19 protein-coding genes are annotated in these 23,048 nt (G+C 62.6%); 9 read left to right on the top strand and 10 right to left on the bottom strand.

Translation table 11 applies throughout. From position 1 onward, the window contains the following. Positions 1-27 precede the first annotated feature (27 nt). The 3 genes from aspS to E4662_RS03860 all read right to left on the bottom strand — a co-directional run bounded on the left by aspS (position 28) and on the right by E4662_RS03860 (position 3,594). Positions 28-1,809, bottom strand: a complete 1,782-nt coding sequence (gene aspS / locus E4662_RS03870; protein ID WP_136439927.1) for an aspartate--tRNA ligase — start codon at positions 1,807-1,809, stop codon at positions 28-30. 88 nt (positions 1,810-1,897) lie between these two features. After that, positions 1,898-2,521 (bottom strand): aminotransferase class IV, encoded by a 624-nt coding sequence (locus E4662_RS03865; RefSeq protein WP_136439926.1) that lies wholly within the window; start codon positions 2,519-2,521, stop codon positions 1,898-1,900. Further along, positions 2,476-3,594: an aminodeoxychorismate synthase component I gene (locus E4662_RS03860; protein WP_136439925.1), complete on the bottom strand. Its 1,119-nt coding sequence runs from the start codon at positions 3,592-3,594 to the stop codon at positions 2,476-2,478. The genes E4662_RS03865 and E4662_RS03860 overlap by 46 nt, the downstream gene beginning before the upstream one ends. 229 nt (positions 3,595-3,823) lie before the next feature. Here E4662_RS03860 and carB point away from each other — a divergent pair, with 229 nt between their 5' ends. The 5 genes from carB to E4662_RS03835 all read left to right on the top strand — a co-directional run bounded on the left by carB (position 3,824) and on the right by E4662_RS03835 (position 12,069). Further along, positions 3,824-7,156, top strand: a complete 3,333-nt coding sequence (gene carB, locus E4662_RS03855; RefSeq protein ID WP_136439924.1) for a carbamoyl-phosphate synthase large subunit — start codon at positions 3,824-3,826, stop codon at positions 7,154-7,156. A 372-nt stretch (positions 7,157-7,528) separates the two neighbouring features. After that, entirely contained in the window at positions 7,529-9,037 is a 1,509-nt protein-coding gene (gene gpmI, locus E4662_RS03850; RefSeq protein WP_136439923.1) for a 2,3-bisphosphoglycerate-independent phosphoglycerate mutase, read from the top strand. Next, complete coding sequence (locus E4662_RS03845; RefSeq protein ID WP_136439922.1) at positions 9,034-10,155, top strand: murein hydrolase activator EnvC family protein; 1,122 nt, start codon at positions 9,034-9,036, stop codon at positions 10,153-10,155. The genes gpmI and E4662_RS03845 overlap by 4 nt, the downstream gene beginning before the upstream one ends. Positions 10,156-10,163: 8 nt before the next feature. Continuing rightward, positions 10,164-11,510 carry a S41 family peptidase gene (locus E4662_RS03840; RefSeq protein ID WP_136439921.1) on the top strand — a complete coding sequence of 449 codons (1,347 nt, stop codon included), beginning with the start codon at positions 10,164-10,166 and terminating at the stop codon, positions 11,508-11,510. A gap of 64 nt (positions 11,511-11,574) precedes the next feature. Continuing rightward, positions 11,575-12,069, top strand: coding sequence for an RNA pyrophosphohydrolase (locus tag E4662_RS03835; RefSeq protein WP_136440251.1), 495 nt, complete (start codon positions 11,575-11,577; stop codon positions 12,067-12,069). Here the strand turns inward: E4662_RS03835 and E4662_RS03830 are convergent. Then, the gene (locus tag E4662_RS03830) at positions 12,064-12,771 is read right to left on the bottom strand and encodes a helix-turn-helix transcriptional regulator (protein WP_136439920.1); all 708 of its coding nucleotides are present in this window, start codon (positions 12,769-12,771) and stop codon (positions 12,064-12,066) included. The two genes, E4662_RS03835 and E4662_RS03830, sit on opposite strands and share 6 nt — an antisense overlap. A gap of 83 nt (positions 12,772-12,854) precedes the next feature. Between E4662_RS03830 and E4662_RS03825 the strand changes: the two genes are divergently transcribed. Further along, positions 12,855-13,580 carry a glutathione S-transferase family protein gene (locus tag E4662_RS03825; RefSeq protein WP_168797883.1) on the top strand — a complete coding sequence of 242 codons (726 nt, stop codon included), beginning with the start codon at positions 12,855-12,857 and terminating at the stop codon, positions 13,578-13,580. On the opposite strand, the gene rnr is transcribed toward E4662_RS03825, so the two are convergent. Further along, positions 13,552-15,849 (bottom strand): ribonuclease R, encoded by a 2,298-nt coding sequence (gene rnr, locus E4662_RS03820; RefSeq protein ID WP_136439918.1) that lies wholly within the window; start codon positions 15,847-15,849, stop codon positions 13,552-13,554. The genes E4662_RS03825 and rnr overlap by 29 nt on opposite strands. Before the next feature lie 149 nt (positions 15,850-15,998). Between rnr and E4662_RS03815 the strand changes: the two genes are divergently transcribed. Continuing rightward, positions 15,999-17,171, top strand: a complete 1,173-nt coding sequence (locus tag E4662_RS03815) for a hypothetical protein (protein ID WP_136439917.1) — start codon at positions 15,999-16,001, stop codon at positions 17,169-17,171. 18 nt (positions 17,172-17,189) lie between these two features. On the opposite strand, the gene E4662_RS03810 is transcribed toward E4662_RS03815, so the two are convergent. The 3 genes from E4662_RS03810 to dapE are packed head-to-tail and all read right to left on the bottom strand — an operon-like array spanning position 17,190 to position 19,332. Further along, complete coding sequence (locus tag E4662_RS03810) at positions 17,190-17,771, bottom strand: TIGR04282 family arsenosugar biosynthesis glycosyltransferase (protein WP_136439916.1); 582 nt, start codon at positions 17,769-17,771, stop codon at positions 17,190-17,192. After that, positions 17,768-18,190 (bottom strand): GNAT family N-acetyltransferase, encoded by a 423-nt coding sequence (locus E4662_RS03805; protein WP_136439915.1) that lies wholly within the window; start codon positions 18,188-18,190, stop codon positions 17,768-17,770. The genes E4662_RS03810 and E4662_RS03805 overlap by 4 nt, the downstream gene beginning before the upstream one ends. Further along, positions 18,187-19,332, bottom strand: coding sequence for a succinyl-diaminopimelate desuccinylase (gene dapE, locus E4662_RS03800; protein ID WP_136439914.1), 1,146 nt, complete (start codon positions 19,330-19,332; stop codon positions 18,187-18,189). Before dapE ends, E4662_RS03805 begins: the two co-directional genes overlap by 4 nt. A gap of 178 nt (positions 19,333-19,510) precedes the next feature. Here dapE and E4662_RS03795 point away from each other — a divergent pair, with 178 nt between their 5' ends. Further along, on the top strand, positions 19,511-20,584 hold the full coding sequence (locus E4662_RS03795; protein ID WP_136439913.1) for a Hint domain-containing protein: 1,074 nt from the start codon (positions 19,511-19,513) through the stop codon (positions 20,582-20,584). A gap of 27 nt (positions 20,585-20,611) precedes the next feature. Here the strand turns inward: E4662_RS03795 and E4662_RS03790 are convergent, their stop codons facing one another. After that, positions 20,612-20,956: a hypothetical protein gene (locus E4662_RS03790; protein WP_136439912.1), complete on the bottom strand. Its 345-nt coding sequence runs from the start codon at positions 20,954-20,956 to the stop codon at positions 20,612-20,614. A 145-nt stretch (positions 20,957-21,101) separates the two neighbouring features. Here E4662_RS03790 and E4662_RS03785 point away from each other — a divergent pair, with 145 nt between their 5' ends. Next, the gene (locus E4662_RS03785) at positions 21,102-22,139 is read left to right on the top strand and encodes a transporter substrate-binding domain-containing protein (RefSeq protein WP_136439911.1); all 1,038 of its coding nucleotides are present in this window, start codon (positions 21,102-21,104) and stop codon (positions 22,137-22,139) included. A 51-nt stretch (positions 22,140-22,190) separates the two neighbouring features. On the opposite strand, the gene dapD is transcribed toward E4662_RS03785, so the two are convergent. After that, entirely contained in the window at positions 22,191-23,018 is an 828-nt protein-coding gene (dapD, locus tag E4662_RS03780; protein WP_136439910.1) for a 2,3,4,5-tetrahydropyridine-2,6-dicarboxylate N-succinyltransferase, read from the bottom strand. Between the last annotated feature and the right edge of the window lie 30 nt (positions 23,019-23,048).

The raw sequence follows: 23,048 nt of genomic DNA, 5'->3' as shown, positions 1-23,048 counted from the left end.
TTTCGTTTGTCCTGAGACCTGCCCGTCTTACTCCTGCGGGATCACCCGCAGACCAAGCTCCATCAGCTGATCCGAGGTCGGATCGCTGGGCGCATTCATCATCAGGTCTTCGGCGCGCTGGTTCATCGGGAACATGATGACCTCGCGGATGTTCTGCTGATCGGCGAGCAGCATGACGATCCTGTCGATCCCGGCGGCACAGCCCCCGTGCGGCGGGGCGCCATAGTGGAACGCGTTGAAGAGCGCGCCAAAGCGGCTCTTGACCTCATCCGCGCCATAACCGGCCAACTCAAACGCCTTGAGCATCAGGTCCGGCTTGTGGTTGCGGATCGCGCCGGAGACCAGTTCATAGCCGTTGCAGGCCAGATCGTACTGATAGCCCAGAACATCCAGCGGATCGCCATTGAGCGCATCCATCCCGCCCTGCGGCATCGAAAACGGGTTGTGTTCGAAATCAACCGCGCCGGTCTCTTCGTCCTTCTCGTAGATCGGGAAATCCACGATCCAGGCAAAGGCAAAGCGGTTCTCATCCGTGAGGTTCAGCTCCGCGCCGATCACGTCGCGCGCCTTGCCCGCCACGCGTTCAAACGCCGCCGGCTTGCCGCCCAGGAAGAAGGCCGCGTCGCCCACCTCCAGACCAAGCTGCTGACGGATCGCTTCGGTGCGCTCCGGCCCGATGTTCTTGGCCAGGGGGCCAGCGGCTTCCATGCCCTGACCCTGATCGCGCCAGAAGATATAGCCCATCCCCGGCAGACCTTCCTGCTGGGCGAACTTGTTCATGCGGTCACAGAACTTCCGGCTGCCGCCCGTCGGCGCAGGGATCGCGCGGATCTCGGTGCCGTCCTGCTCCAGCAGCTTGGCGAAGATCGCGAAACCAGAGTCGCGGAAATGCTCGGAGACGTCCTGCATCTCGATCGGGTTGCGCAGGTCCGGCTTGTCGGTGCCGTATTTCAGCGCCGCTTCCTTATAGGGAATCTGCGGCCAGCTCTCAGGTGCATCCACCTTGCGGCCCCCGCCGAACTCCTCGAAAACACCGGCAATCACCGGGGCAATCGTGTCGAACACATCCTGCTGCTCGACAAAGCTCATTTCCATATCAAGCTGATAGAAGTCCGTCGGCGAGCGGTCCGCGCGCGGGTCTTCGTCGCGGAAACAGGGCGCGATCTGGAAATACTTGTCGAAACCCGACACCATGATCAGCTGTTTGAACTGCTGCGGGGCCTGCGGCAGCGCATAGAACTTGCCCGGATGCAGACGCGACGGCACGAGGAAGTCGCGTGCGCCCTCCGGCGAAGAGGCCGTGATGATCGGCGTCTGGTACTCGCGGAACCCCTTGTCCCACATCCGCTTGCGCATCGAGGACACAACGTCCGAGCGCAGCACCATGTTGTTCTGCATCGCCTCGCGGCGCAGGTCGAGATAGCGGTACTTCAGGCGCGTCTCTTCCGGGTACTCCTGATCGCCGAACACGATCAGCGGCAGTTCTTCGGCGGAGCCCAGCACTTCCAGATCGCGCACAAACACCTCAACCTCACCGGTTGGCAGCTTGGGGTTCACCAGCTCCGGATCGCGCGCCTTCACGTTGCCGTCGATGCGGATACACCATTCGCTGCGCACTTTTTCCATGTCCGCGAAAACAGGCGAATCCGGATCGCACAGAACCTGCGTCACGCCGTAATGGTCGCGCAGGTCGATAAAGAGGATGCCGCCGTGGTCGCGGATGCGGTGCACCCAGCCGGACAGGCGAACGGTATCGCCCACGTTGTCTTTGGTCAGATCGGCGCAGGTATGGCTGCGATAGGCGTGCATATCGGGATCCTTCGTCAAAATCCGCAAAAGGGAGGTCAGGCGCGGATACACCCCTATACCGGGGTAAAGTCAAGGGAGAGCCCGGCCCTTACACCAGCTTAACCTTAATCAACCCCCGCAGGGCGTTGCCCACATGCAAGTCTCCCCGGCTCAGATCATCAAGGCTCAGGCTCTGCTCGATCGCGCCGCCCGCAATCATCTCCTGACGCAAAATCCCCGGCAGACAGCCATCAGACAGCGGCGGCGTAATCCACCGCTCGCGCCTGACGAACACATTGGTGATGGTCCCCTCCGCCACCATGCCCCTCTCATTGAGGAACAAAACCTCGTCTACCCCTTCGGGCAGCGCCGCGCGCACCCGGTCATAAAGCCCGCGTTCGGTGGTTTTCACACTGAGCCACGGATCATCGGAGCGCACCCGCTCCGCCGCAATTGCCACGCGCCACACCGGGGCTGCGGGCGCAATGGCCGTCCCCGTCACTTCAACTCGGCCCTGCTGATCCGCCGTCAGCCGAAGCCGCACCGGCCCGTCAAAAGACACAGCCTCCAGAGCGGCCTCCACCCCTCGCAAGGCTATGCCGAATCGCTGCGCCGTCCGGCTCAGCCGCGCCAGATGCGCCTCGCGCCGCGCCAGCCCGCCCTCGGGCGTCCACAGTCCGGTTTCGATCAGGCGAAATCCGGCATCAGCCGGCGGGCAAAGCGGGCTTTCCACAGCGCTTCCTCATATTCTGCATCGGCGGTGCTGTCCCAAACGACACCCCCGCCCACGTTCAACACACCGCGCGTCCCGCGCATCGTCAACGTCCGAATGGCCACGTTGAACTGCGACCGGCCATCCGGCGCAGCCCAGCCAATCGCCCCGCAATAGGCCCCGCGCTGCCACGGCTCCACATCGGCGAGCAATTGCATGGCGGCAATCTTCGGCGCGCCGGTGATCGAGCCACAGGGAAACAGCGCGCGCAAAATGCCGGGCAGGCGCACATCCGGCTTCAAACGCCCCACCACGCGCGAGACCATCTGATGCACCGTCGCATAGGCCTCGACCTTGCACAGCTCCGGCACCTTCACGCTCCCCGGCTCGGCAATCCGGCTGATATCATTGCGCAGCAGATCAACGATCATGCTGTTCTCCGCCCGGTTCTTGATGTCCGTCTCCAGCCACGCCCGCCGCGCCGCGTCCTCCGCAGGGGTCTGCCCCCGCGCAATGGTGCCTTTCATCGGCAGAGTTTCGATCAGCCCGGACGGGTCCGTGCGGAAAAACAGTTCGGGCGAGCGCGAGAGCAGCGCCAGCCCGTCCATTTCCACCAACGCGCCATAGGTCACCGGCTGCACCCGCGCCAACGCCGCATAGATCTGCGCCGCGCTGCCCTCGAAAGCGACATCAATCGGAAAGGTCAGGTTGGCCTGGTAGAGGTTGCCCCGCGCGATGCCGTCATGCACCCGCGCAAAAGCGGCGCGATATTGCCGCTCCTGCCAGCGCGGCGCAAACTCCGTCACCGCCCCGCCCGGCGCGGGCAGAGCCATGGCGCGCGGGGCTTCATAAACGCCAAAACTGAGCAGCGGCATCGCGCGATCCGCAGGCATTGTGGCCGCCAAAGCCGGATCAAGCGCAAAGCCAAGCTCATAAGAGCAGACCCCGGCCAACCACCGCCCGGCCGTCTGCGCTGCCGCCAAAGCGTCCAGCGCAGCGGGTACCTCGCCTGGCGTGTCTGCCCGGATCACCGTCTCCGGCTCGGCAAAGCCGCTTCCCGCGCCTGTCGGGCCTTGATCAAAACGAATGCGCATGGGCTGATTCCGTAAGGTTTTCTCGCAGGTGCAGAAAACCCACTTCATGCAACAGGGCTTTGTCAAAGTCGACACATGGGACGTCAAAACCGGGCAGAAACGCGTTCCACCCGGCTGTCACCGGATTCGGGGTTGAACCCACCCGCGTCCTGTCTATAACGCACGACAATTTGCGGATCGCTGCCTAGTCTTCCGCCCTTTGCCATGCCGTCCTGCCAAGAGGTGCCCCATGCCCAAACGTACCGACATCAAGTCCATCATGATCATCGGCGCGGGGCCCATTGTCATCGGGCAGGCCTGCGAGTTCGACTACTCCGGGGCCCAGGCCTGTAAAGCGCTGCGCGAAGAGGGCTACCGCGTCATTCTGGTGAACTCGAACCCGGCGACGATCATGACCGATCCGGGCCTTGCGGATGCCACCTATATCGAGCCGATCACTCCCGAGGTTGTGGCCAAGATCATCGAAAAAGAGCGCCCCGACGCGCTCCTGCCCACCATGGGCGGCCAGACCGGCCTGAACACCTCTCTCGCGCTCGAAGAGATGGGCGTGCTGGAAAAGTTCAACGTCGAGATGATCGGCGCCAAGCGTGAAGCCATCGAAATGGCCGAAGACCGCAAGCTTTTCCGCGAAGCCATGGACCGTCTCGGCCTCGAAAACCCCAAGGCGACCATCGTCACCGCACCCAAGGACGCGAACGGCAAGTTCGATCTTGATAGCGGCGTGGCGACCGCGCTTGAGGCCCTCGAAGAGATCGGCCTTCCGGCCATCATCCGCCCCGCCTTTACCCTTGGCGGCACCGGCGGCGGCGTGGCCTACAACCGCGAAGACTATATCCACTACTGCCGCTCCGGCATGGACGCTTCCCCGGTCGGTCAGATCCTCATCGACGAGTCGCTGCTCGGCTGGAAAGAATACGAGATGGAAGTGGTCCGCGACCGCGCCGACAACGCCATCATCGTCTGCTCCATCGAAAACGTCGATCCGATGGGCGTGCACACCGGCGATTCGATCACCGTCGCCCCCGCGCTGACCCTGACGGACAAAGAATACCAGATGATGCGCACCGCCTCGATCGCGGTCCTGCGCGAGATCGGCGTCGAGACCGGCGGCTCCAACGTGCAATGGGCGGTGAACCCCGAAAACGGCCGCATGGTTGTGATCGAGATGAACCCGCGCGTCTCCCGCTCCTCCGCTCTGGCCTCCAAAGCCACCGGCTTCCCGATTGCCAAAATCGCCGCCAAGCTGGCCGTCGGCTACACCCTCGACGAGCTGGACAACGACATCACCAAGGTCACGCCCGCGTCGTTTGAGCCGACCATCGACTACGTGGTCACCAAGATCCCGAAGTTCGCCTTCGAAAAATTCCCCGGCTCCGAGCCCTACCTGACCACCGCGATGAAATCTGTCGGCGAGGCCATGGCCATCGGCCGCACCATCCACGAATCCATGCAAAAGGCGCTCGCCTCCATGGAATCCGGCCTCACCGGCTTTGACGAGGTCGCCATCGAAGGCGCGCCGGAGAAATCCGCCGTCATCAAGGCCATCTCCCAGCAGACCCCCGACCGCATGCGCACCATCGCGCAAGCCATGCGCGAGGGCCTTTCGGATGACGAAATCCACGGCGTCACCAGCTTTGATCCCTGGTTCCTCGCCCGCATCCGCGAAATCGTCGACGCCGAAGCGCAGGTGAAGGCAAACGGCCTGCCCACGGACGAACACGCTCTGCGCGAGCTCAAGATGATGGGCTTCTCTGACGCCCGCCTCGCCACGCTCACCGGTCAGTCGGAAACCGCCATCCGCACCGCCCGCCACGCCGCTGGCGTCAAAGCCGTGTTCAAACGCATCGACACCTGCGCCGCCGAGTTCGAGGCGCAGACCCCTTACATGTACTCCACCTACGAGACCCCGATGATGGGTGAGGTCGAGTGTGAATCCCGCCCCTCGGACCGCAAGAAAGTCGTCGTCCTCGGCGGTGGCCCGAACCGCATCGGTCAGGGCATCGAGTTCGACTATTGCTGCTGTCATGCCTGTTTCGCCCTCACCGAGCAGGGCTATGAAACCATCATGATCAACTGCAACCCGGAGACCGTCTCCACCGACTACGACACCTCCGACCGCCTCTATTTCGAGCCGCTCACCTTCGAACACGTCATGGAAATCCTGCGTGTCGAGCAGGAGAACGGCACCCTGCACGGCGTGATCGTCCAGTTCGGCGGCCAGACCCCGCTCAAACTCGCCAACGCTCTGAACGACGAAGGCATCCCGATCCTTGGCACCACGCCGGACGCCATCGACCTCGCCGAGGACCGCGAGCGTTTCCAGGCCCTCGTCAACGATCTCGGCCTCAAGCAGCCTTTGAACGGCATCGCCTCCACGGATGCAGAAGCCCTTGCCATTGCAGACGAAATCGGCTTCCCGCTGGTGATCCGTCCCTCCTACGTCCTTGGCGGCCGCGCCATGGAAATCGTTCGCGACATGGCCCAGCTTGAGCGCTACATTGCCGAGGCCGTGGTCGTCTCCGGCGACAGCCCCGTCCTGCTCGACAGCTACCTCTCCGGCGCCACGGAACTCGATGTGGACGCCCTCTGTGACGGCACCGATGTCCACGTTGCGGGCATCATGCAGCACATCGAAGAGGCTGGTGTGCACTCAGGTGACAGCGCCTGCTCGCTGCCGCCGTACTCGCTCAGCGCGGGCGTCCTGGACCGCATCAAGGACCAGACCGTCGCGCTTGCCAAGGCGCTCAATGTCGTCGGCCTGATGAACGTCCAGTTCGCCATCAAGGACGACGAGATTTACCTCATCGAGGTCAACCCGCGCGCCTCCCGCACCGTGCCCTTCGTGGCCAAGGCGACGGACAGCGCCATCGCCTCCATCGCCGCCCGCCTGATGGCCGGCGAAAAACTCTCGGCCTTCCCGCAGCGCGGCCCGCATGACGCCGCCACGGATTATGACACGGACGTGCCGATGGCCGATCCGATGACCCTCGCGGATCCGAACATGCCGTGGTTCTCGGTCAAAGAGGCCGTGCTTCCCTTTGCCCGCTTCCCCGGCGTCGACACTATCCTCGGCCCGGAAATGCGCTCCACCGGTGAGGTCATGGGGTGGGACCACAGCTTCCCGCGCGCCTTCCTCAAGGCCCAGCTTGGCGCGGGCAACCTGCTGCCTTCCGAAGGGGCCGTGTTCTTCTCCATCAAGGACGACGACAAGACGCCCCAGATGGTCGAGGCCGCGCAGATCCTCTCTGACATCGGCTTCAAGGTTGTTGCCACAGGCGGCACCGCAACCTTCTTCGAAGGCCATGGCATTTCCTGCGAGACCGTCAAAAAGGTCTACGAAGGCCGCCCCAACGTGGTCGACCTGATGAAAGACGGTGGCATTCAGCTTGTCCTGAACACCACCGAAGGCGCAGCCGCAGTCGAGGACTCCCGCGAAATCCGCTCCGTGTCCCTCTACGACAAAATTCCCTACTTCACGACAGCCGCCGGCGCCCACGCCGCCGCGCTGGCCATCAAGGCGCGGGAAGAAGGCGAGCTGGTCGTCAAGTCTTTGCAGGGATAAGCGCAAGTCCTTAAGAAAACGAAAAGCCCGCCATGAAACCGGCGGGCTTTTTTGTGCGTCAGGGCATGGCGCGAGCCCTCTGGCAGCCAAAAGTTAACAAGTTTTTCGACCACGCAACGCCCAAATCCAACAAATTCAGGCTCAAGGCGCGCATTTTCCCCAAATCCCCGATGATTTCCAAAAATCCGGCGCGAAAACCAAGGTTCACATCTGTGAACACTTGTACTTAAAAATCCATTAATCCCAATGACTTGCGTCAAATCCGCAGCGCCCGTTCCCTTAATCCCTCCGAGCGATGCGTTAACCACGCTCCCTCTCCACATCCCGCCGCTGCTCTGCTAAACCGCCCGCAAAGCCAAGGAGGCCGAGCCCATGAGCAAACCTGTCATCCTGACCATTCTCGACGGTTGGGGTCTGTCCGACGACACCACGGCCAACGCGCCGTACCTGGCAAAAACCCCGACAATTGATAGGCTTACGGCTACTTGTCCGAATGCGACGTTGATCACATTTGGCCCCGATGTCGGATTACCGACCGGGCAGATGGGGAATTCCGAGGTGGGCCACACGAACATTGGCGCGGGCCGAGTCGTGGCGATGGACCTTGGCCAGATTGATCTCGCCATCGAGGATGGATCGTTCTTTGAAAACAAGGCGATACAGGACTTTTGCGACACCGTTAAGACCGCCGGAGGCCGCGCGCACCTGATGGGTCTCACCTCCGACGGCGGCGTCCACAGCCACTCCGAGCACGTCCTCGCGGCGGCAAAAGCGCTTACGGATCAAGGGCTTGAGGTTCTTGTTCACGTCATCACCGACGGCCGCGACGTCGCCCCGGACTCCGCCCGCGCCCAGGTCGAAGCCTTCGCCGCCCGCCTTCCGAAAAACGCCGTGATTTCAACGGTTTCCGGCCGCTACTACGCCATGGACCGCGACAACCGCTGGGAGCGCGTGGAGCAAGCCTACAGCGCAGTTTCCGACGCAAAAGGCGAGAAAAAAACGGACGCTTTGACCGGTATTGAAGACAGCTATGCTGCTGAAAAGAATGATGAATTTATCGCTCCCTTCGTGGTTGGAGACTACGGCGGGATGCAGAGCGGCGATGGATTGTTCTTCGTCAACTTCCGCGCTGACCGCGCCCGTGAAATTCTCGCAGCCTTTGGCGATGAGGCTTTCGAAGGCTTTGAAAGAACAAAGAAAAACCTCTCTGCCATGCTGGGCATGGTCGAGTATTCGGACAACCACAACGCCTATATGACCACCGCATACCCGAAGCGCGAGATCGTCAATACACTTGGAGAATGGGTTGCAAAACAAGGGCTTACGCAGTTTCGCCTGGCGGAAACCGAGAAGTATCCGCATGTCACCTTCTTCCTGAACGGCGGCAAAGAGACCCCGGAGAGTGGTGAAGATCGCTTCATGCCGAAGTCCCCGAAGGTTGCGACCTATGACATGCAGCCCGAAATGAGCGCTGCGGAGGTGACCGAGCAGTTTCTGCAAGCCATTGATAATGCGTATGATTTGATCGTCGTGAACTATGCGAACCCGGATATGGTGGGGCACACCGGTGATTTGGATGCGGCGATTGCGGCCTGTGAGGCAGTGGATGCGGGTCTGGCGCAAGTGGTTGCAAAGCTTGAAGAAACCGGTGGTAGCTTGCTCATCATCGCGGACCACGGCAATTGCGAGACCATGGTCGATCCACAAACTGGCGGCCCCCACACCGCGCACACGACCAACCTCGTGCCGGTCATTCTGTACGGCGGACCTGAAGGGAAATCCCTGAAAGACGGTCGTTTGGCAGATGTTGCGCCGACGCTTTTGGAACTGATGGGTCTGCCGCAACCGGATGAAATGACAGGGGAAAGTCTGATCCAGTGATCCGCGCTGCGCTGTTCCTTCTACTGACTGCTGGCCCTGCATTTGCGCAGAGCGCGGGCGAGGCTGCGCAGGCAGCAGCTGATGCGCTGGAGGCGGCTTCGGTGCAACTGGACAAGGCTGAAAGCGCGCGTGACCGGGTTGCGGCTCTGACCGAAACGGTGCGGGCCTATGAAGACGGTTTGGCCGCGATGCGGCAGGGCCTGCGTGGGGCCGCGATCCGGGAGACGGAACTGAGCCGGAAGCTGGCTGCACAGGAACGTGATGTCGCGCAGCTTCTCGGCGTTTTGAGTGCGCTTGGCGGGCAGGCTCAGCCTCAGACGCTGTTGCATCCGCAAGGCCCGCTTGGCACCGCCCGCTCCGGTATGCTGGTCGCTGCGGTCACGCCCGGTTTGGCGGACAAGGCCGCCGCGCTCAGGGCGGATCTGGAGGAAGTCACGGCTCTGCGAAACCTGCAACAGAACGCGGCAGATACGCTCAAGAACGGCCTTGCTGGCGTCCAGGCTGCGCGGACCGATTTGAGCAAGGCCATCGCGGATCGGACGGACCTGCCAAGGCGCTTCACCGAAGACCCGATCCGCACTGAAATCCTGATCGCCTCGACCGAGACGTTGCAGGGTTTTGCCAGTGGTCTCAGTCAGATAGCCGAAAATGAAGTGCCGCAGAACCTGCCGCGTATCGCCGCGCTGAAAGGCTCCCTTGCGCTGCCTGTCAGGGGCGTGATCCTGCGCCGCGCGGGAGAGCGGGATGCTGCCGGAGTGGCCCGTCCGGGCATTGTTGTGGCGACCGAAGCCAAGGCGCTGGTGACAACACCCACCGCCGCCACGATCCGCTACAATGGCCCGTTGCTCGATTACGGTTTGGTAACCATCCTTGAGCCACAAGCAGATCTGCTGCTGGTGATCGCCGGTTTGCAGGAGGTTTATGGGTCCATTGGTCAGGTGTTGCCGGCAGGCTCGCCCGTTGGATTGATGGGCGGCCAGACCGCGGCGCAAGGCGATATCCTTTCACCAATTGGTGAAAGGGGTGGCGCAGAGCGTTCGGAAACGCTCTATATAGAGATGAGAGAAGGCGATACGACAGTCGATCCACTGACGTGGTTCGCAACCGACAAGGGATAAGTATTGAGATGAAGAAATTCGTGATGGCCGCATGCGGCGGCGCGCTGGCCTCGGTGGTTGCCACCACGCAATTCGTTGGCCCGCTGCTGGCGCAGGAAGAAAGCCGCCCGGTCAATGTCTATGAACAGCTCGACCTGTTCGGTGACATTTTCGAGCGTATCCGCGCGCAATACGTCGAAGAAGTGGACGAGGCGGACCTGATCGAAGCGGCGATCAACGGGATGCTGACCTCGCTTGACCCGCACTCGAATTACCTGCCGCCGGACGATGCCGAGGACATGCAGGTGCAGACCCGCGGCGAATTTGGCGGACTCGGGATCGAGGTCACGCAGGAAGACGGCTTCGTCAAGGTTGTCTCGCCGATCGACGGCACCCCGGCCATGGAAGCGGGCATGGAAGCGGGCGATTTCATCACCCATGTGGATGGCGAAAGCGTGCTTGGCCTGACGCTGGATCAGGCGGTGGACATGATGCGTGGGCCGGTTGGCTCCGAGATCATCATCACCGTGGTGCGCGAAGGTGAGGACGAGCCGTTTGATGTTTCGATCATCCGCGACACGATCAAACTGACCGCCGTGCGCACGCGGATCGAGAACAACACGGTTGTTCTGCGCGTGACCACCTTCAACGATCAGACTTTCCCGAACCTGACCGACGGCATTGCCAAGCAGATCGAAGAAGCGGGCGGGATCGACAAGGTCGATGGCTTTATCCTTGATCTGCGAAACAACCCCGGCGGATTGCTGACGCAGGCGATCAAGGTCTCCGATGCTTTCCTTGAGAAGGGCGAGATCGTTTCGACCCGTGGCCGTGATCCGGCTGATGGCGACCGCTTTAACGCGACGCCGGGCGATCTGGCCGAGGGCAAGCCTCTGGTGGTGCTGATCAATGGCGGTTCTGCGTCGGCCTCCGAGATTGTGGCCGGTGCGCTGCAGGATCATCGCCGTGCGATCGTTGTGGGCACAAAGTCCTTTGGCAAAGGCTCTGTGCAGACGGTCATGCCGCTGCGCGGGGATGGCATGATGCGCCTGACCACGGCGCGCTATTACACGCCGTCGGGCCGGTCGATCCAGTCGCTGGGTGTGTCCCCGGATATCGTGGTGGACCAGCCGCCGCGTCGCCCGGAAGCCGAGGACGAAGAGGATGAGAGCGCGGTCAACCGTTTCTCCCGCTCCGAGGCAGACCTGCGCGGCAGCCTCGACAATGACTCGCTGACCGAGGATGAGATCGAACAGATCAAGGCCGAACAGGCGAAGGCCGAAGCGGCGGCCAAGCTGCGCGAGGACGATTATCAGCTGGCCTATGCCATCGACATTCTGCACGGCATGGCCGCGCTGAACGGCGGCTCCAAGTAATCAGGTTGGGCGGGGATTTCCCCGCCCTGTCGCTTTGACGACCTCAAGACTGAAGTACGGCACGATGACCCCCGAAGAGATTGCGAAACTGCCCTATCGCCGCAACGTTGGCGTGATGCTGGTGAATGCGGAGGGCCATGCGTTTGTGGGCCTGCGGATCGATCAGAAACCGCCGGAGAAGCCCGCCTGGCAGATGCCGCAGGGCGGGGTCGACAAGGGCGAAAGCCCGCGTGAGGCGGCGCTGCGGGAACTCACCGAAGAGACTGGCGTGACACCGGATCTGGTGACGGTCGAGGGCGAGACGGAGGGGTGGATCCCTTACGATCTGCCGCATGACATCGTGCCGAAGATCTGGAAGGGGCGGTACAAGGGGCAGGAGCAGAAGTGGTTCCTGCTGCGCTTTCACGGCACGGATGATCAGGTGAAGCTCGACGCAGATGATCATCAGGAGTTTGCCGAATGGCGCTGGCTTCCGGCGGATGAGGTTGTGGCCCAGATTGTGCCGTTCAAGCGGGCGGTTTACGAGCAGGTCATCGCGGCGTTCAAAGACAAGTTATGAGCGCCGGTCGGGCCACGGCTCGGCGTTTTTGAGCTTCTCGATATAGTCGCGCAGCATCGGTACCCGCTGGGGCCGGAACGAGGTTTGTGTGACCTTGAGATCGCTCATGCGGTCGAGCCGGAAGGCGCGAAAATCCGTGCGCAGGCAGCACCAGGCCATCAGGCAATGGCTGTTCTGAAAAAACACGATGGAGAGCGGTTTAACCTCTCTTTGCGTGACGTTGCCCGCCGCGTCTGAATAGTTGAACCGCACGATAAACTCGTCCCAACAGGCTTTGCGCAACGCGCGGGTGTCCACTTCCGGCGCGGGCGGGGCGTGGAAGCGGTGGGCGGTTAGCACGGCGTGGCGAAGCCGGTGCGCCTGGCGGTCGGGCAGGCGGGCTTTGAGCTTGTTCAGGGCTGTTTCGGCGGCCTCGGCAAGCTGTGGGTCGGCCACGGCGCGCACCTCGCGCAGGCCCAGAACCAGCGCCTCCAGTTCTTCATCCTCAAAGCCAAGCGGCGGCAAGTGCGCGTCTTCGATCAGCGTGTAGCCAAAGCCCGCCTCCCCGTCGATCACCGCCCCGATCTCCCGCAGGGCGTCGATATCACGGTAGAGCGTGCGCTCGGACACGCCGGTTTCCTCCGCCAGTTGCCGGGCGGTGGCGGGGGGCGGGAGGCGGCGCAGGGCGCTCATGAGTTGGAAGAGGCGATGGGTGCGGGACATGGTGGCAGTATCCAAACACGTCCTGACACAAATTGACAGCATGGCCGAATAGCCAAGGGGCAGGTCAACAACGGAGTATGACGATGATCACTTTGCACAGCTTCCCCGGCGCTCTTGGCGAGCCGAGCCTCAGCGGTTTTTGCACCAAGGCGATGATCCTGCTGAACATGTCTGGCGAGACGTGGGCGCCCCATTTCGCGGTGAGCGTGGAGGTTTCGCCCTTTGGTAAACTGCCTGTGGCGGTGGCTACGGATGAGAAGGTCGCGGACAGCAACCTGCTGATCCCATGGCTGGAGGCGCGCGGGGCGGATCTGTTTCCGGGGCTCAGCAGCGTGGAGCGCGCGCAGGCGCATGCGGTGATCCGGATGGCGGAGGAAAACCTGCGATACGGCATGATGTATGATCGCTGGGTGGACCCGGAGGGCTGGGCGGCGTTCATGCCGATGGTGTTTGGCGATGTGCCCGAAGAGATGCGGGAAACCGTAGCCGAGCAGGTTCGGGGCGAGATCGTAAACGGGCTGACATGGCAGGGGCTTGGCCGGTTTGGACCCAAGGAGCGCCTCGCCTATTTCGAGGCGGATCTGGGCGCGCTGACCGATATGCTCTGGGAGCGGACATGGCTCTTTGGGGATCAGCCGACCGCAGCGGATGCGGCTGTTCTGCCGATCCTGAGCGGGATTGAGCATGCGTTGCTTGATCTGCCGCTGACCATGGCGGTGCGGCAGAACAAGACGCTGATACGCTATCTGGAGCAGGGTCGGGAGGCGTTGTTTGGCCCGCTCAGGACTTTGACCGCCTCTGCCGCGTAACTTTGCGTTTGACCTTGGCGTCTTTCTTCTTGGCCTTCGCCGCCTTGCGTTGCGGCGAAGCGCCTTTGCGGCGGCCCTTGCCAAAACGGGGGCCGCGTCCACGCCCGCCGGGTACGCTCTGATAGCCTTCGTCTTCGAGTTCCAGCAGTTCCAGCGCGATGCCGCCGGTGACCGGCGCGGCCTCGACCAGCTTCACCTTGGCCCGCATTCCAAGCCCGATGATCCGGCCTGTATCCACGCCCATGAGCGTGGCGCTTTCGGCGTCAAACTGGAAGTATTCGCGGCCAAGAGTGCCGATGGGGATCAGCCCATCCGCGCCGGTTTCATCGAGTTTGACGAAGACCCCAAAACGGGCGATGCCGGACACGCGCCCAGTGAATTCCGCGCCTAAACGATCCGACAGGAAGGCAGCGAGGTAGCGATCTGTTGTGTCGCGCTCCGCCATCATGGAGCGGCGCTCAGTGTCGGAAATATGCTGGCCGATCTGTTCGAGGTTCTCGATCTCCTCGTTCGTCAGACCATCCTCGCCCCAGCCATGCGCGCGGATCAGCGCGCGATGCACGATCAAATCCGCATAGCGCCGGATCGGCGATGTGAAATGCCCGTAGTTCATCAGCGCGAGGCCGAAATGGCCGAAGTTTTTCGGGCTGTAATAGGCCTGCGTCATGCTGCGCAGGGTGGACATGTTGATCAGTTCGGCCTCATCCGTCCCGGCGGCCTGATGCAGCAGGCGGTTGAGGTGTGCCGTCTTGAGCACCTGCCCTTTGGCCAAGGTAAGGCCCGCGGCTTGCGCCGTCTCGCGCAGGCTTTCCAACTTGTCCTGAGCTGGCTCTTCGTGAACGCGGAAGAGCAGGGGCATGTCCTTTTGCAAAAGCACTTCGGCGGCGGCGACATTGGCGAGGATCATGAACTCTTCGATGAGTTTATGGGCGTCGAGCCGTTCGGTGAAATCGACGGATTGAACCTTGCCGTCCTCGGTCAGCACGACCTTGCGCTCGGGCAGGTCAAGATCAAGCGGCTGGCGGCGCTCGCGTGCCTTTTTCAGCGCGGCATAGGCGGCATAGAGCGGACGGATGACAGGGCTGACAAGGGGGCCGGTCTTGTCATTCGGCGCGCCGTCCATGGCGGCCTGCACTTCCTGATAATTCAGCGAAGCGGGCGAGCGCATGAGGCCGCGCACGAACTCCTGCGCGATCTTGTTGCCTTCCGCATCAATGCGGATGCGCACGGCAATACAGGCGCGCGGGACGCCTTCGTGCAGGGAGCACAGATCGCCGGAGAGGCGGTCCGGCAGCATGGGCACAACGCGGTCGGGGAAATAGCTGGAATTGCCACGTTTTTTTGCCTCGCGGTCAAGCTGTGAGCGCGGCGTGACGTAATGTGAAACATCGGCGATGGCGACCCAGATGATATGCCCGCCGGGGTTGCTTTCGGCATCGTCCGCTTCGGCATAGACCGCATCGTCATGGTCGCGGGCGTCGTGCGGGTCGATGGTGACCAGCGGCAAATCACGCAGGTCCGTGCGCCCCTTGAGGCCCGCCGGTTTCTGCGCGTCGGCCTCGGCCAGCACCTCCTGAGGGAAGTCATCGGGGATGCCGTGTTGGTGAATGGCGATGAGCGAGACGGCTTTGGGTTCCGTCGGATCGCCAAGACGCATGACGATGCGGGCGCGGGGAAGGCCCATGCGGCCTTTGGGACCGGCCTGTTCGGCCTCCACCAACTCGCCGTCCTTGGCGCCATGGGTGGCGTCAGCGGCGACGCTCCATTCTTTGTCTGCGCCTTTGTCGATGGGCAGGATGCGGCCACCTTCGGCCCCCTTGCGGAAGAGGCCGACCACCTTGCGCGGGCTGGTGCCGATGCGTCGGATCAGCCGGGCCTCATAGTTGTGATCCGCCTCATGCACCACTTGCAGGCGCGCAAGGATGCGGTCGCCCTCGCCAAGGGCCGGATCGCTGGCACGGGGCACGAAGAGCACAATCGGCTCCACCCCTTCGCCATGCCATTCGAGCGGTTTTGCGAACAGATCGCCGTCGCTGTTTGGGGCGAGCACCTGAAGGACGCTGACCGGGGGCAGGCGGTCCGGATCGCGGTAGGTTTTCTTGCGCTTCTCCAGATGACCTTCGGCCTCCAGCTCCTTGAGCAGGCGCTTGAGATCAATCCGCGCAGCACCCTTGATCCCAAAGGCTTTGGCGAGGTCGCGTTTCGAAGTGAGGGTCGGGTTGGCGGCGATCCAATCGAGGATATCCGCCTTGCTGGGAAGGGTGCTCATGGGGGTTTCCTAGCACGGGAGGCTAAGGGCGTCACGCCGAAGAGAGCGCAGCATTGCAACCCGCCTGTGACAGGGGTCACATCAATCATGGATTGTACGTTGTTAGGCTGTGCTCAGCCAGAATTTGAATTCAGCCAATGGAGACGCCCATGACCCGCCACCTTGCCCTGCTCCCCCTTCTCGCGGGTTTGACCGCACCCACCTTGGCCAGTGCTGCCTGCGACACGCCGGGGTGGATCGACAAACCCGACGATGTTTTTGCCGCCGACTGCGTGGATTTCGCCTTCAACGGATCGCTCGAAGAGCGGGAGCGGTTGGCGTGGATGTTCTTTGCGCGGGTGAGCCAGTTGATCGATGATCCCGATGGCGGGATTTCGGATACGAAGAAGGTGCCGGTTTGGATGGCTTGGCCGACGGACCCGGATACCTTTGGCACGCGGATGCCGTTTGACTGGACCAACGCCGCGCCGCGCCGGGCCATGGAGCCGTCAGCGGAGAAGAAAGACATCGACGCGGGCCGCATCTCAACCGTGGATCCCGATGGCGCCAATGAAGAGGTGACACGCAACAAGATCGCCTATGACTACCTGATCGACGCAGGTTTGACGACGAAGATCGACGTGGCGGCGTTTTTCCAGAAGAACGATGCCGTCGACATGCCTGTCGGGTCCGTCGAACTGAAAGCATCATGGCTGCAGATCGCCGACCCGAAAGATGCGCCGGATGGGGCGCTGACGTTCAAGTTTGATGGCGGCTATTACTGGTGGCGCGGTCTGCATATCATGGTGAAGATGCAGTCGCTGAAGTACCCGGTGGAGGACATCTTCTATTCCGAAGAGCCAAGCTGGTTCTGGACGACGTTTGAGTTCAACGACAATCCCGGTGTGGGCCAAGTGCGCGAGAACCTGATCACCCAGCGCGCGCCGCTGAGCCGTGAGGAGATCGACAAGGTGCTTGCCGAGGGCGGCGTGGCGGATTTCGGATATCAGGCCTATGCGCCCAACGGCACGCAGATCCGGTTTACTGTGGACGGCACGGGCGAGGTGCCGGTGATCCTTGGGCATACGGATATGGAGGATTTCGCAGGCAGCCCGAACACGGCGCAGCCGCAGTACTGGACGCGGTTCGAGGCCAGTTGCCATGCCTGCCATGCGTCGGCGGCCTATAATCCCGAAAGCGGCGCGTTCTTTCCCTTCTCGGTGCCGACGGGGACGCTCGACAGGGGTTACAACATGACCGACAGCGCAGGGATCACGCAGTATCTCGGGCAGGGTTACAAGCCGCTCGACTTCATGTGGCCGATTGCCTTCCAGACGAAGTAAGGCGGGGCTGCGGTCCTTTCAAAGCGCGCGCAGATCGGCGAGCGTGTCCACGTCCCTTAAGGTCTGGATCTTGCCGATGCGCGCGCCGGGCAGCGAGGCAATGCTGTCAGCCAACGCGTGCTCCGTGGACCAACGCACGCCCTCAAAGAGCGTCTTTGGCACGGCGGAAGCATTGCGTGTGCCCACAAGCCAATAGCCGCCATCGGGCGCGGGGCCAAAGACAGCATCGTGATTGCCGAGCGCCCGGAAGGCGGACGCAATGTGGCTGCGGGTGATGCCGGGCACGTCCGCGCCAATCACACAGGCCGGTCCCGGCGGTGCAGAGCGCATGGCGCGCGCCATGCGGTCGCCCAAGGTTCCGGTGCCCTGCGGCAGGCGAGGCAGGTGGGCAGGCCAGATGCGGCTTTGCAGTCCTTCGCGGTCCGGGGCGACGGCGAGGATAATCTGCCAGCGCGGGTCTTCCAATCGGCGCAGCAGGCGGGTGACCTGATGACGGAACCACCACGCGGCGGCGGTCAGGCCCATGTCGCGGCCAAGGCGGGTTTTCACACGGCCCGGATGCGGCTCTTTGACCATGACGATCAGGGTTTTCTGCCTCATACGGCACACCGCATATTGCGATGGGGCACGGAGCCATCGAGGTATTCCTCTCCAAAGGCGCTGAAGCCGAGCTTTTCGTAAAAACCAAGCGCGTGGCATTGTGCGCCCAGTTCAACAGTGTTGATGGCAGGGTTGTTGCGGAAGTGCTCCAGCCCGAAGAGGACGAGTTTTGCGCCCAGACCCTTGCCGCGCCCTTCCTTGAGCACGCAAATCCGGCCGATCTTGCCAATGCCGTCCTGAACGAGCAGCCGCGCGGTGGCGACGGGCTGTGTGCCGTCCTTGATCAGAAGCTTGATGGAGCCTTCATCAAGGTCATCCCATTCTTCTTCGTCTGTGAAGCCCTGTTCGTCGATGAACACCGCACGCCGGATGGCATGGCAGGCGGCGAGGTCGTCCGTTTCAATGACTTCCAGCGTCACGCGAAATACTCCCGCAAGATACGGGCGTAGATGGCTTTGAGTTGATGCACTTGCGCAACCTCAACGCGCTCATCGACGGCATGCATACGCTTGCCCACAAGGCCGAACTCCACCACCGGGCAGTGGTCTTTGACAAAGCGCGCGTCGGAGGTGCCGCCGGTGGTGCTCAGTTCCGGCACCTGGTTGGTTTCAGCCTGCACCGCCGCGCCGATGAGATCGGAGAGCGCGCCCGGCGGGGTCAGGAAGCTTTCGCCGGAGATCTTGATTTTGACCTCCGTGACAGTGCCGAACTCATCGTCGATCTTGGCCGCCTCGGCGCGCAACCATTCGGACAGGGCTGCGCCGGTGTGGGCATCGTTGTAGCGGATGTTGACGCAGGCGCGGGTTTCAGCGGGGATCACGTTGGTCGCGGGGTTGCCGGTGTCGATGGTGACGACGGCAAGGGTCGAGGCATCGAAGTGCTCTGTGCCCTCGTCCAGCGTGTGCGAGGCAAGCCGGTCCATGAGCCGCGCCATGGCGGGCATCGGGTTGAGCGCGCGGTGAGGGTAGGCTGAATGGCCCTGTTTGCCTGTGACGGTGAACCATGCCGAGAGCGAGCCGCGCCGTCCGATTTTCATCATCTGGCCCATAAAATCGGGGCTGGTGGGCTCTCCAACAAGGCAGACATCCATCTGCTCGCCCTGATCTTTCATCCAGTCAAGCAAGGCCACCGTGCCGTCCGTCGCGTCGCCTTCTTCGTCGCCGGTGATGGTCAGGATCACGGCGCCGTCCGGGGGCGTGTCCTTGACAAAATCCACTGCGGCGGCGGCAAAGGCGGCGACGCCGGATTTCATGTCAGTCGAGCCGCGCCCGTAGAGAAAGCCGTCGTCTATCTCCGCTCCGAAGGGATCAAACGTCCAATCCTCAAGAGTGCCGATGGGCACGACATCTGTGTGGCCGTTGAAACCGAAAGTCTTCTCTGCGCCCTTGTCTCCCCAGCGCGCAAAGAGGTTCGACGTGCCGTTCCGGTCCACGCGCGTGCAGGAGAAGCCGGCCTCTTCAAGCAGCTCCTGCAACAGCACCAAAGCACCGCCTTCCTCGGGCGTGACAGAGGGGCAGCGCACAAGGCGGGCGGTCAGATCAACGGGGTCAATGGCGGACATGGGGCGTCTCCCTTGTTATGGGCCAAGGGCTATCGCGCCGGGCGGAGATTGGCAAATGACTATGCCACTCGCCTGATGCGCCGGATTATGCTAAGAATGGCTCAGAACAATCGCCACCGGGCAAATCCGGGGCTCGAGCAGTAGGTCGTGAAATGGGTATGTGGCGCGAGAGTCCGGCATGAGCTGGATCGCAACCATGGGAGATGGGCAGGCCTGGGTCTGTCCAAGAGTGTTTGGCGGGCGCGATGTGGCGCGCGGGGCGCTTCTGAGGCAAGGCAGTATCGTGATCGAGATGCGGCTGTCGCCGGAAGGCCGGCCGCAGACGTTGTTCCAATTCGAGCGAGACCAGCCGGACAAAAGCGCCATATCCATACGTGCCTTGCCGGGCGGCAGCCTTGTGCTTGTGCTGACACAGGACGACGCGGTGTTTCACACGGTGCTGCAACCACCGTGGGAGGCGCGCGCCGATGTGCTGCGGGTGACGTTCAGCTGGGATGTGGCCCTCGGGACGGGGCGGCTCGCGGTTGAACGTCCCGAAGGGGATCAGGTCACGGAGCAGGTCACCGCCGCGGTGCCGCGACTTTTCGTAGAGGATGTCTACACCATCGTCCGGCGCCCGGAACTGCGTGAAGTGGATCGCGACGTGCTGTTCTGTGCGGTTTCGTCCGCTGTCGAGCCGATCGGGCCCATGCCTGCGCTGACCGATCAGGTGCAGGTGGAGACGCCGGATGGCCCTACCCGGATTTCCCGGCTGGAGTGCGGCGACACCATCCATACCCGCGAAAGCGGGGCGGTTCCGGTACTTGCGCGGGTGTCGCGGCGGGTTCCGGCGCTGGGCTCTTTCCGGCCCATCCGGCTGCGCGCGCCTTACTTCGGGCTGAAACGCGATCTGATCGTCGCGCCGCAGCAACGGTTGGTGATCGGCGGATCGGACGTGGAATATATCTTTGGGCGGGAGGCGGTGCTGATCCCGGCACAGAGCCTCGTGAACGGCTTTGCCGCGTCCTACGAGACCGGCCATGCCTTTGTCCGCTACCACCAGCTTTTGCTGCCCCGGCATGAGCCACTGCTCACGGCGGGGGTTGAGGTGGAGAGCCTTTATGTTGGCCGATTGCGGCGGCGGGCGGAGCATGTTCAGCGCAGCCTGCTAGCGGAGTGCCCGCGCGGATTGTTCCCGGAACATGCGCGGGCCGGGCTGAAAGTGCTCTGCAGTTTTGAGGCGACGACGCTGGCCGAGGCGCGAGCGGCTTAGCGTTTCAGGGTTTGGGGCAGACGCGCCCTAGTCCTTGTCGAAGAACGGATTGACCTGGGCGACGATCACCGCGTTTTCCGCCAGTGCGCGATCCATCAGGTCCTGCTCATCCTTGCCGATGTCATGGCCCTGTGCCCTGCGCTCGTCGGCGGTGCCATAACCCGTCACATCCAGCGGAGCCATGTCGGCCTGTTTGAGGATGGCAACGGTTTCACGCACCGCTTCGGCCTCATCCACGCCGGAGGCATAACACATGAGCGCGGCCCCGGTGCTGCCCTCGGGCAGGCCATCGTCCTCCTTGCGGCCGACCTCGACCAGCAGGGTGAACACCTGTTGCACGCGCTTCGGTTTTTTGCCGGTTTCCTTGGCCATGGCTGCACTCCTTTGAGGCGGCAATGCCCGCAGCGCCCCGAATTGTCAATTCAGACGGATAGGTTCGGCCGCTCTGCCCTATTCAAACTACATAATATGTGACATGCAGCCGGATCAGGTGAAACGTGCAACTGTGGGGTGAGAGATGGCACGTGTCCTCATTTGGGCTTTGGTGATTTGCACGGCGTTGGTGAAAACCGTCGCGGCCCAGGGGCTGACAATCGCCACGGTCGAACGCCCGCCGTTTTCCATGCAGGGCGGCACAACCGGTTTCAGTATCGAGCTGATGCAAGCCATGGCCGATGAGCTGGGCCGGGAGGTCACGTTTCAGGAAATGGACGGGTTCGGCGCGATGCTGGAGGCTGTGGAGACAGGCGCGGTTGACGGGGCAATCGCCAATATCTCCATCACGGCAGCGCGTGAGGCGGTGATGGACTTCACCTTGCCCGTGTTTGAAAGCGGGTTGCAGATCATGGTGGACGGCGGATCGCGTGTGCCGTTGTGGCGGCAACTGCTGACATGGCAGGTCGCAGCTTATGTTTTGCTGGCATTGGGGGTGCTCTGGGCCATTGGGATGGTGATGTGGCTGTTCGAGCGGCACAAGCAGCCCTATTTTGACCGAACACTCAAGGAAGCCGTATTTCCGGCGTTCTGGTGGGCGCTGAACCTGCTGGTCAACGGGGGCTTCGAGGAACGGCAGCCACGATCCGCGCCGGGGCGGGTGTTGGCGACCATGATGGTCTTTGCCAGCCTGTTCGTGGTGTCCTTGTTTGTTGCCCAGATCACGGCGGCGATCACCGTGAACCGGCTGACATCCAATGTTTCGGGCTTGAACGATCTCGACACCCGGCGGGTCGGCTCGGTGAACGGCTCGACGGCCTCTGTCTTTCTGGACAACCGTTCCGTGGCGCATCTTGGCTATTCAGGGCTGGCCGACATGCTGGATGCTTTTGAATCAGGCGAGATCAACGCGGTTGTCTTCGATGGGCCGATCCTCAGCTATTACCTCTCCGAACGCCGCGACACGAGCGCGTATCTGGTCGAGACCGTTTTCCGCAAGGAAGACTACGGGATCGCCTTGTCTTCGGGCAGCGCGCTGCGGGAACCTTTGAACCAAGCGCTGCTGAAACTGCGCGAGGATGGACGGTATGCGGCGCTCGTTCGGAAATGGTTTGGCGGATAACAAAAAGGGCGGCCACTTGGGCCGCCCTTTGTTTTTGGCAAGTATGCCGGATCAGTCGCGCAGCAGTTCGTTGATGCCGGTCTTGGAGCGGGTCCGCTCGTCGACGCGCTTCACGATCACCGCGCAGTAGAGGTTGATGCCGTTCTTGGACGGCATGGAGCCTGCAACCACCACGGAGTAGGGCGGCACTTCGCCGTACATCACTTCGCCGGTTTCGCGGTCCACGATCTTGGTGGACTGGCCAATGAAGACGCCCATGCCGAGCACGGAGCCCTCGCGCACGATGCAGCCTTCGACCACTTCGGAGCGCGCGCCGATGAAGCAGTTGTCTTCGATGATGGTCGGGCCGGCCTGCATCGGCTCCAGAACGCCGCCAATGCCGACGCCGCCGGACAGGTGCACGTTCTTGCCGATCTGCGCGCAGGAGCCGACGGTGGCCCAAGTGTCGACCATGGTGCCTTCATCCACGTGCGCGCCGAGGTTCACGAAAGACGGCATCAGCACCACGCCCGGCGCGATGTAAGCGGATTTGCGGACCACGGCGTTCGGCACGGCGCGGAAGCCAGCGGCTTTCCACTGGTTGTCGCCCCAGCCTTTGAACTTGCTGTCGACCTTGTCCCACCAGCCGGAGCCCTGTGGGCCGCCGGACTGCTCTTCCATGTCCTTGATGCGGAAGCCGAGCAGCACAGCCTTCTTCGCCCATTGGTTCACGTGCCAGTCACCGCTCTCCAGCTTTTCGGCGACGCGCAGCTTGCCGCTGTCCAGGGCGTTCAGCGTGTCTTCGATGGCGTCGCGGGTTTCACCGGTGGTCGCAGGCGTGATCGTGTCGCGCGCCTCCCATGCGGCTTCGATGGCGGATTCGAGCTGTGCGTTGGACATGTTGGTCTCCAGTCGGGAAAAACGTTTGCG

Source organism: Pacificoceanicola onchidii, assembly GCF_004804335.1.
Taxonomy (GTDB): domain Bacteria; phylum Pseudomonadota; class Alphaproteobacteria; order Rhodobacterales; family Rhodobacteraceae; genus Pacificoceanicola; species Pacificoceanicola onchidii.
This window is presented reverse-complemented; position numbering and strand designations above follow the sequence as displayed.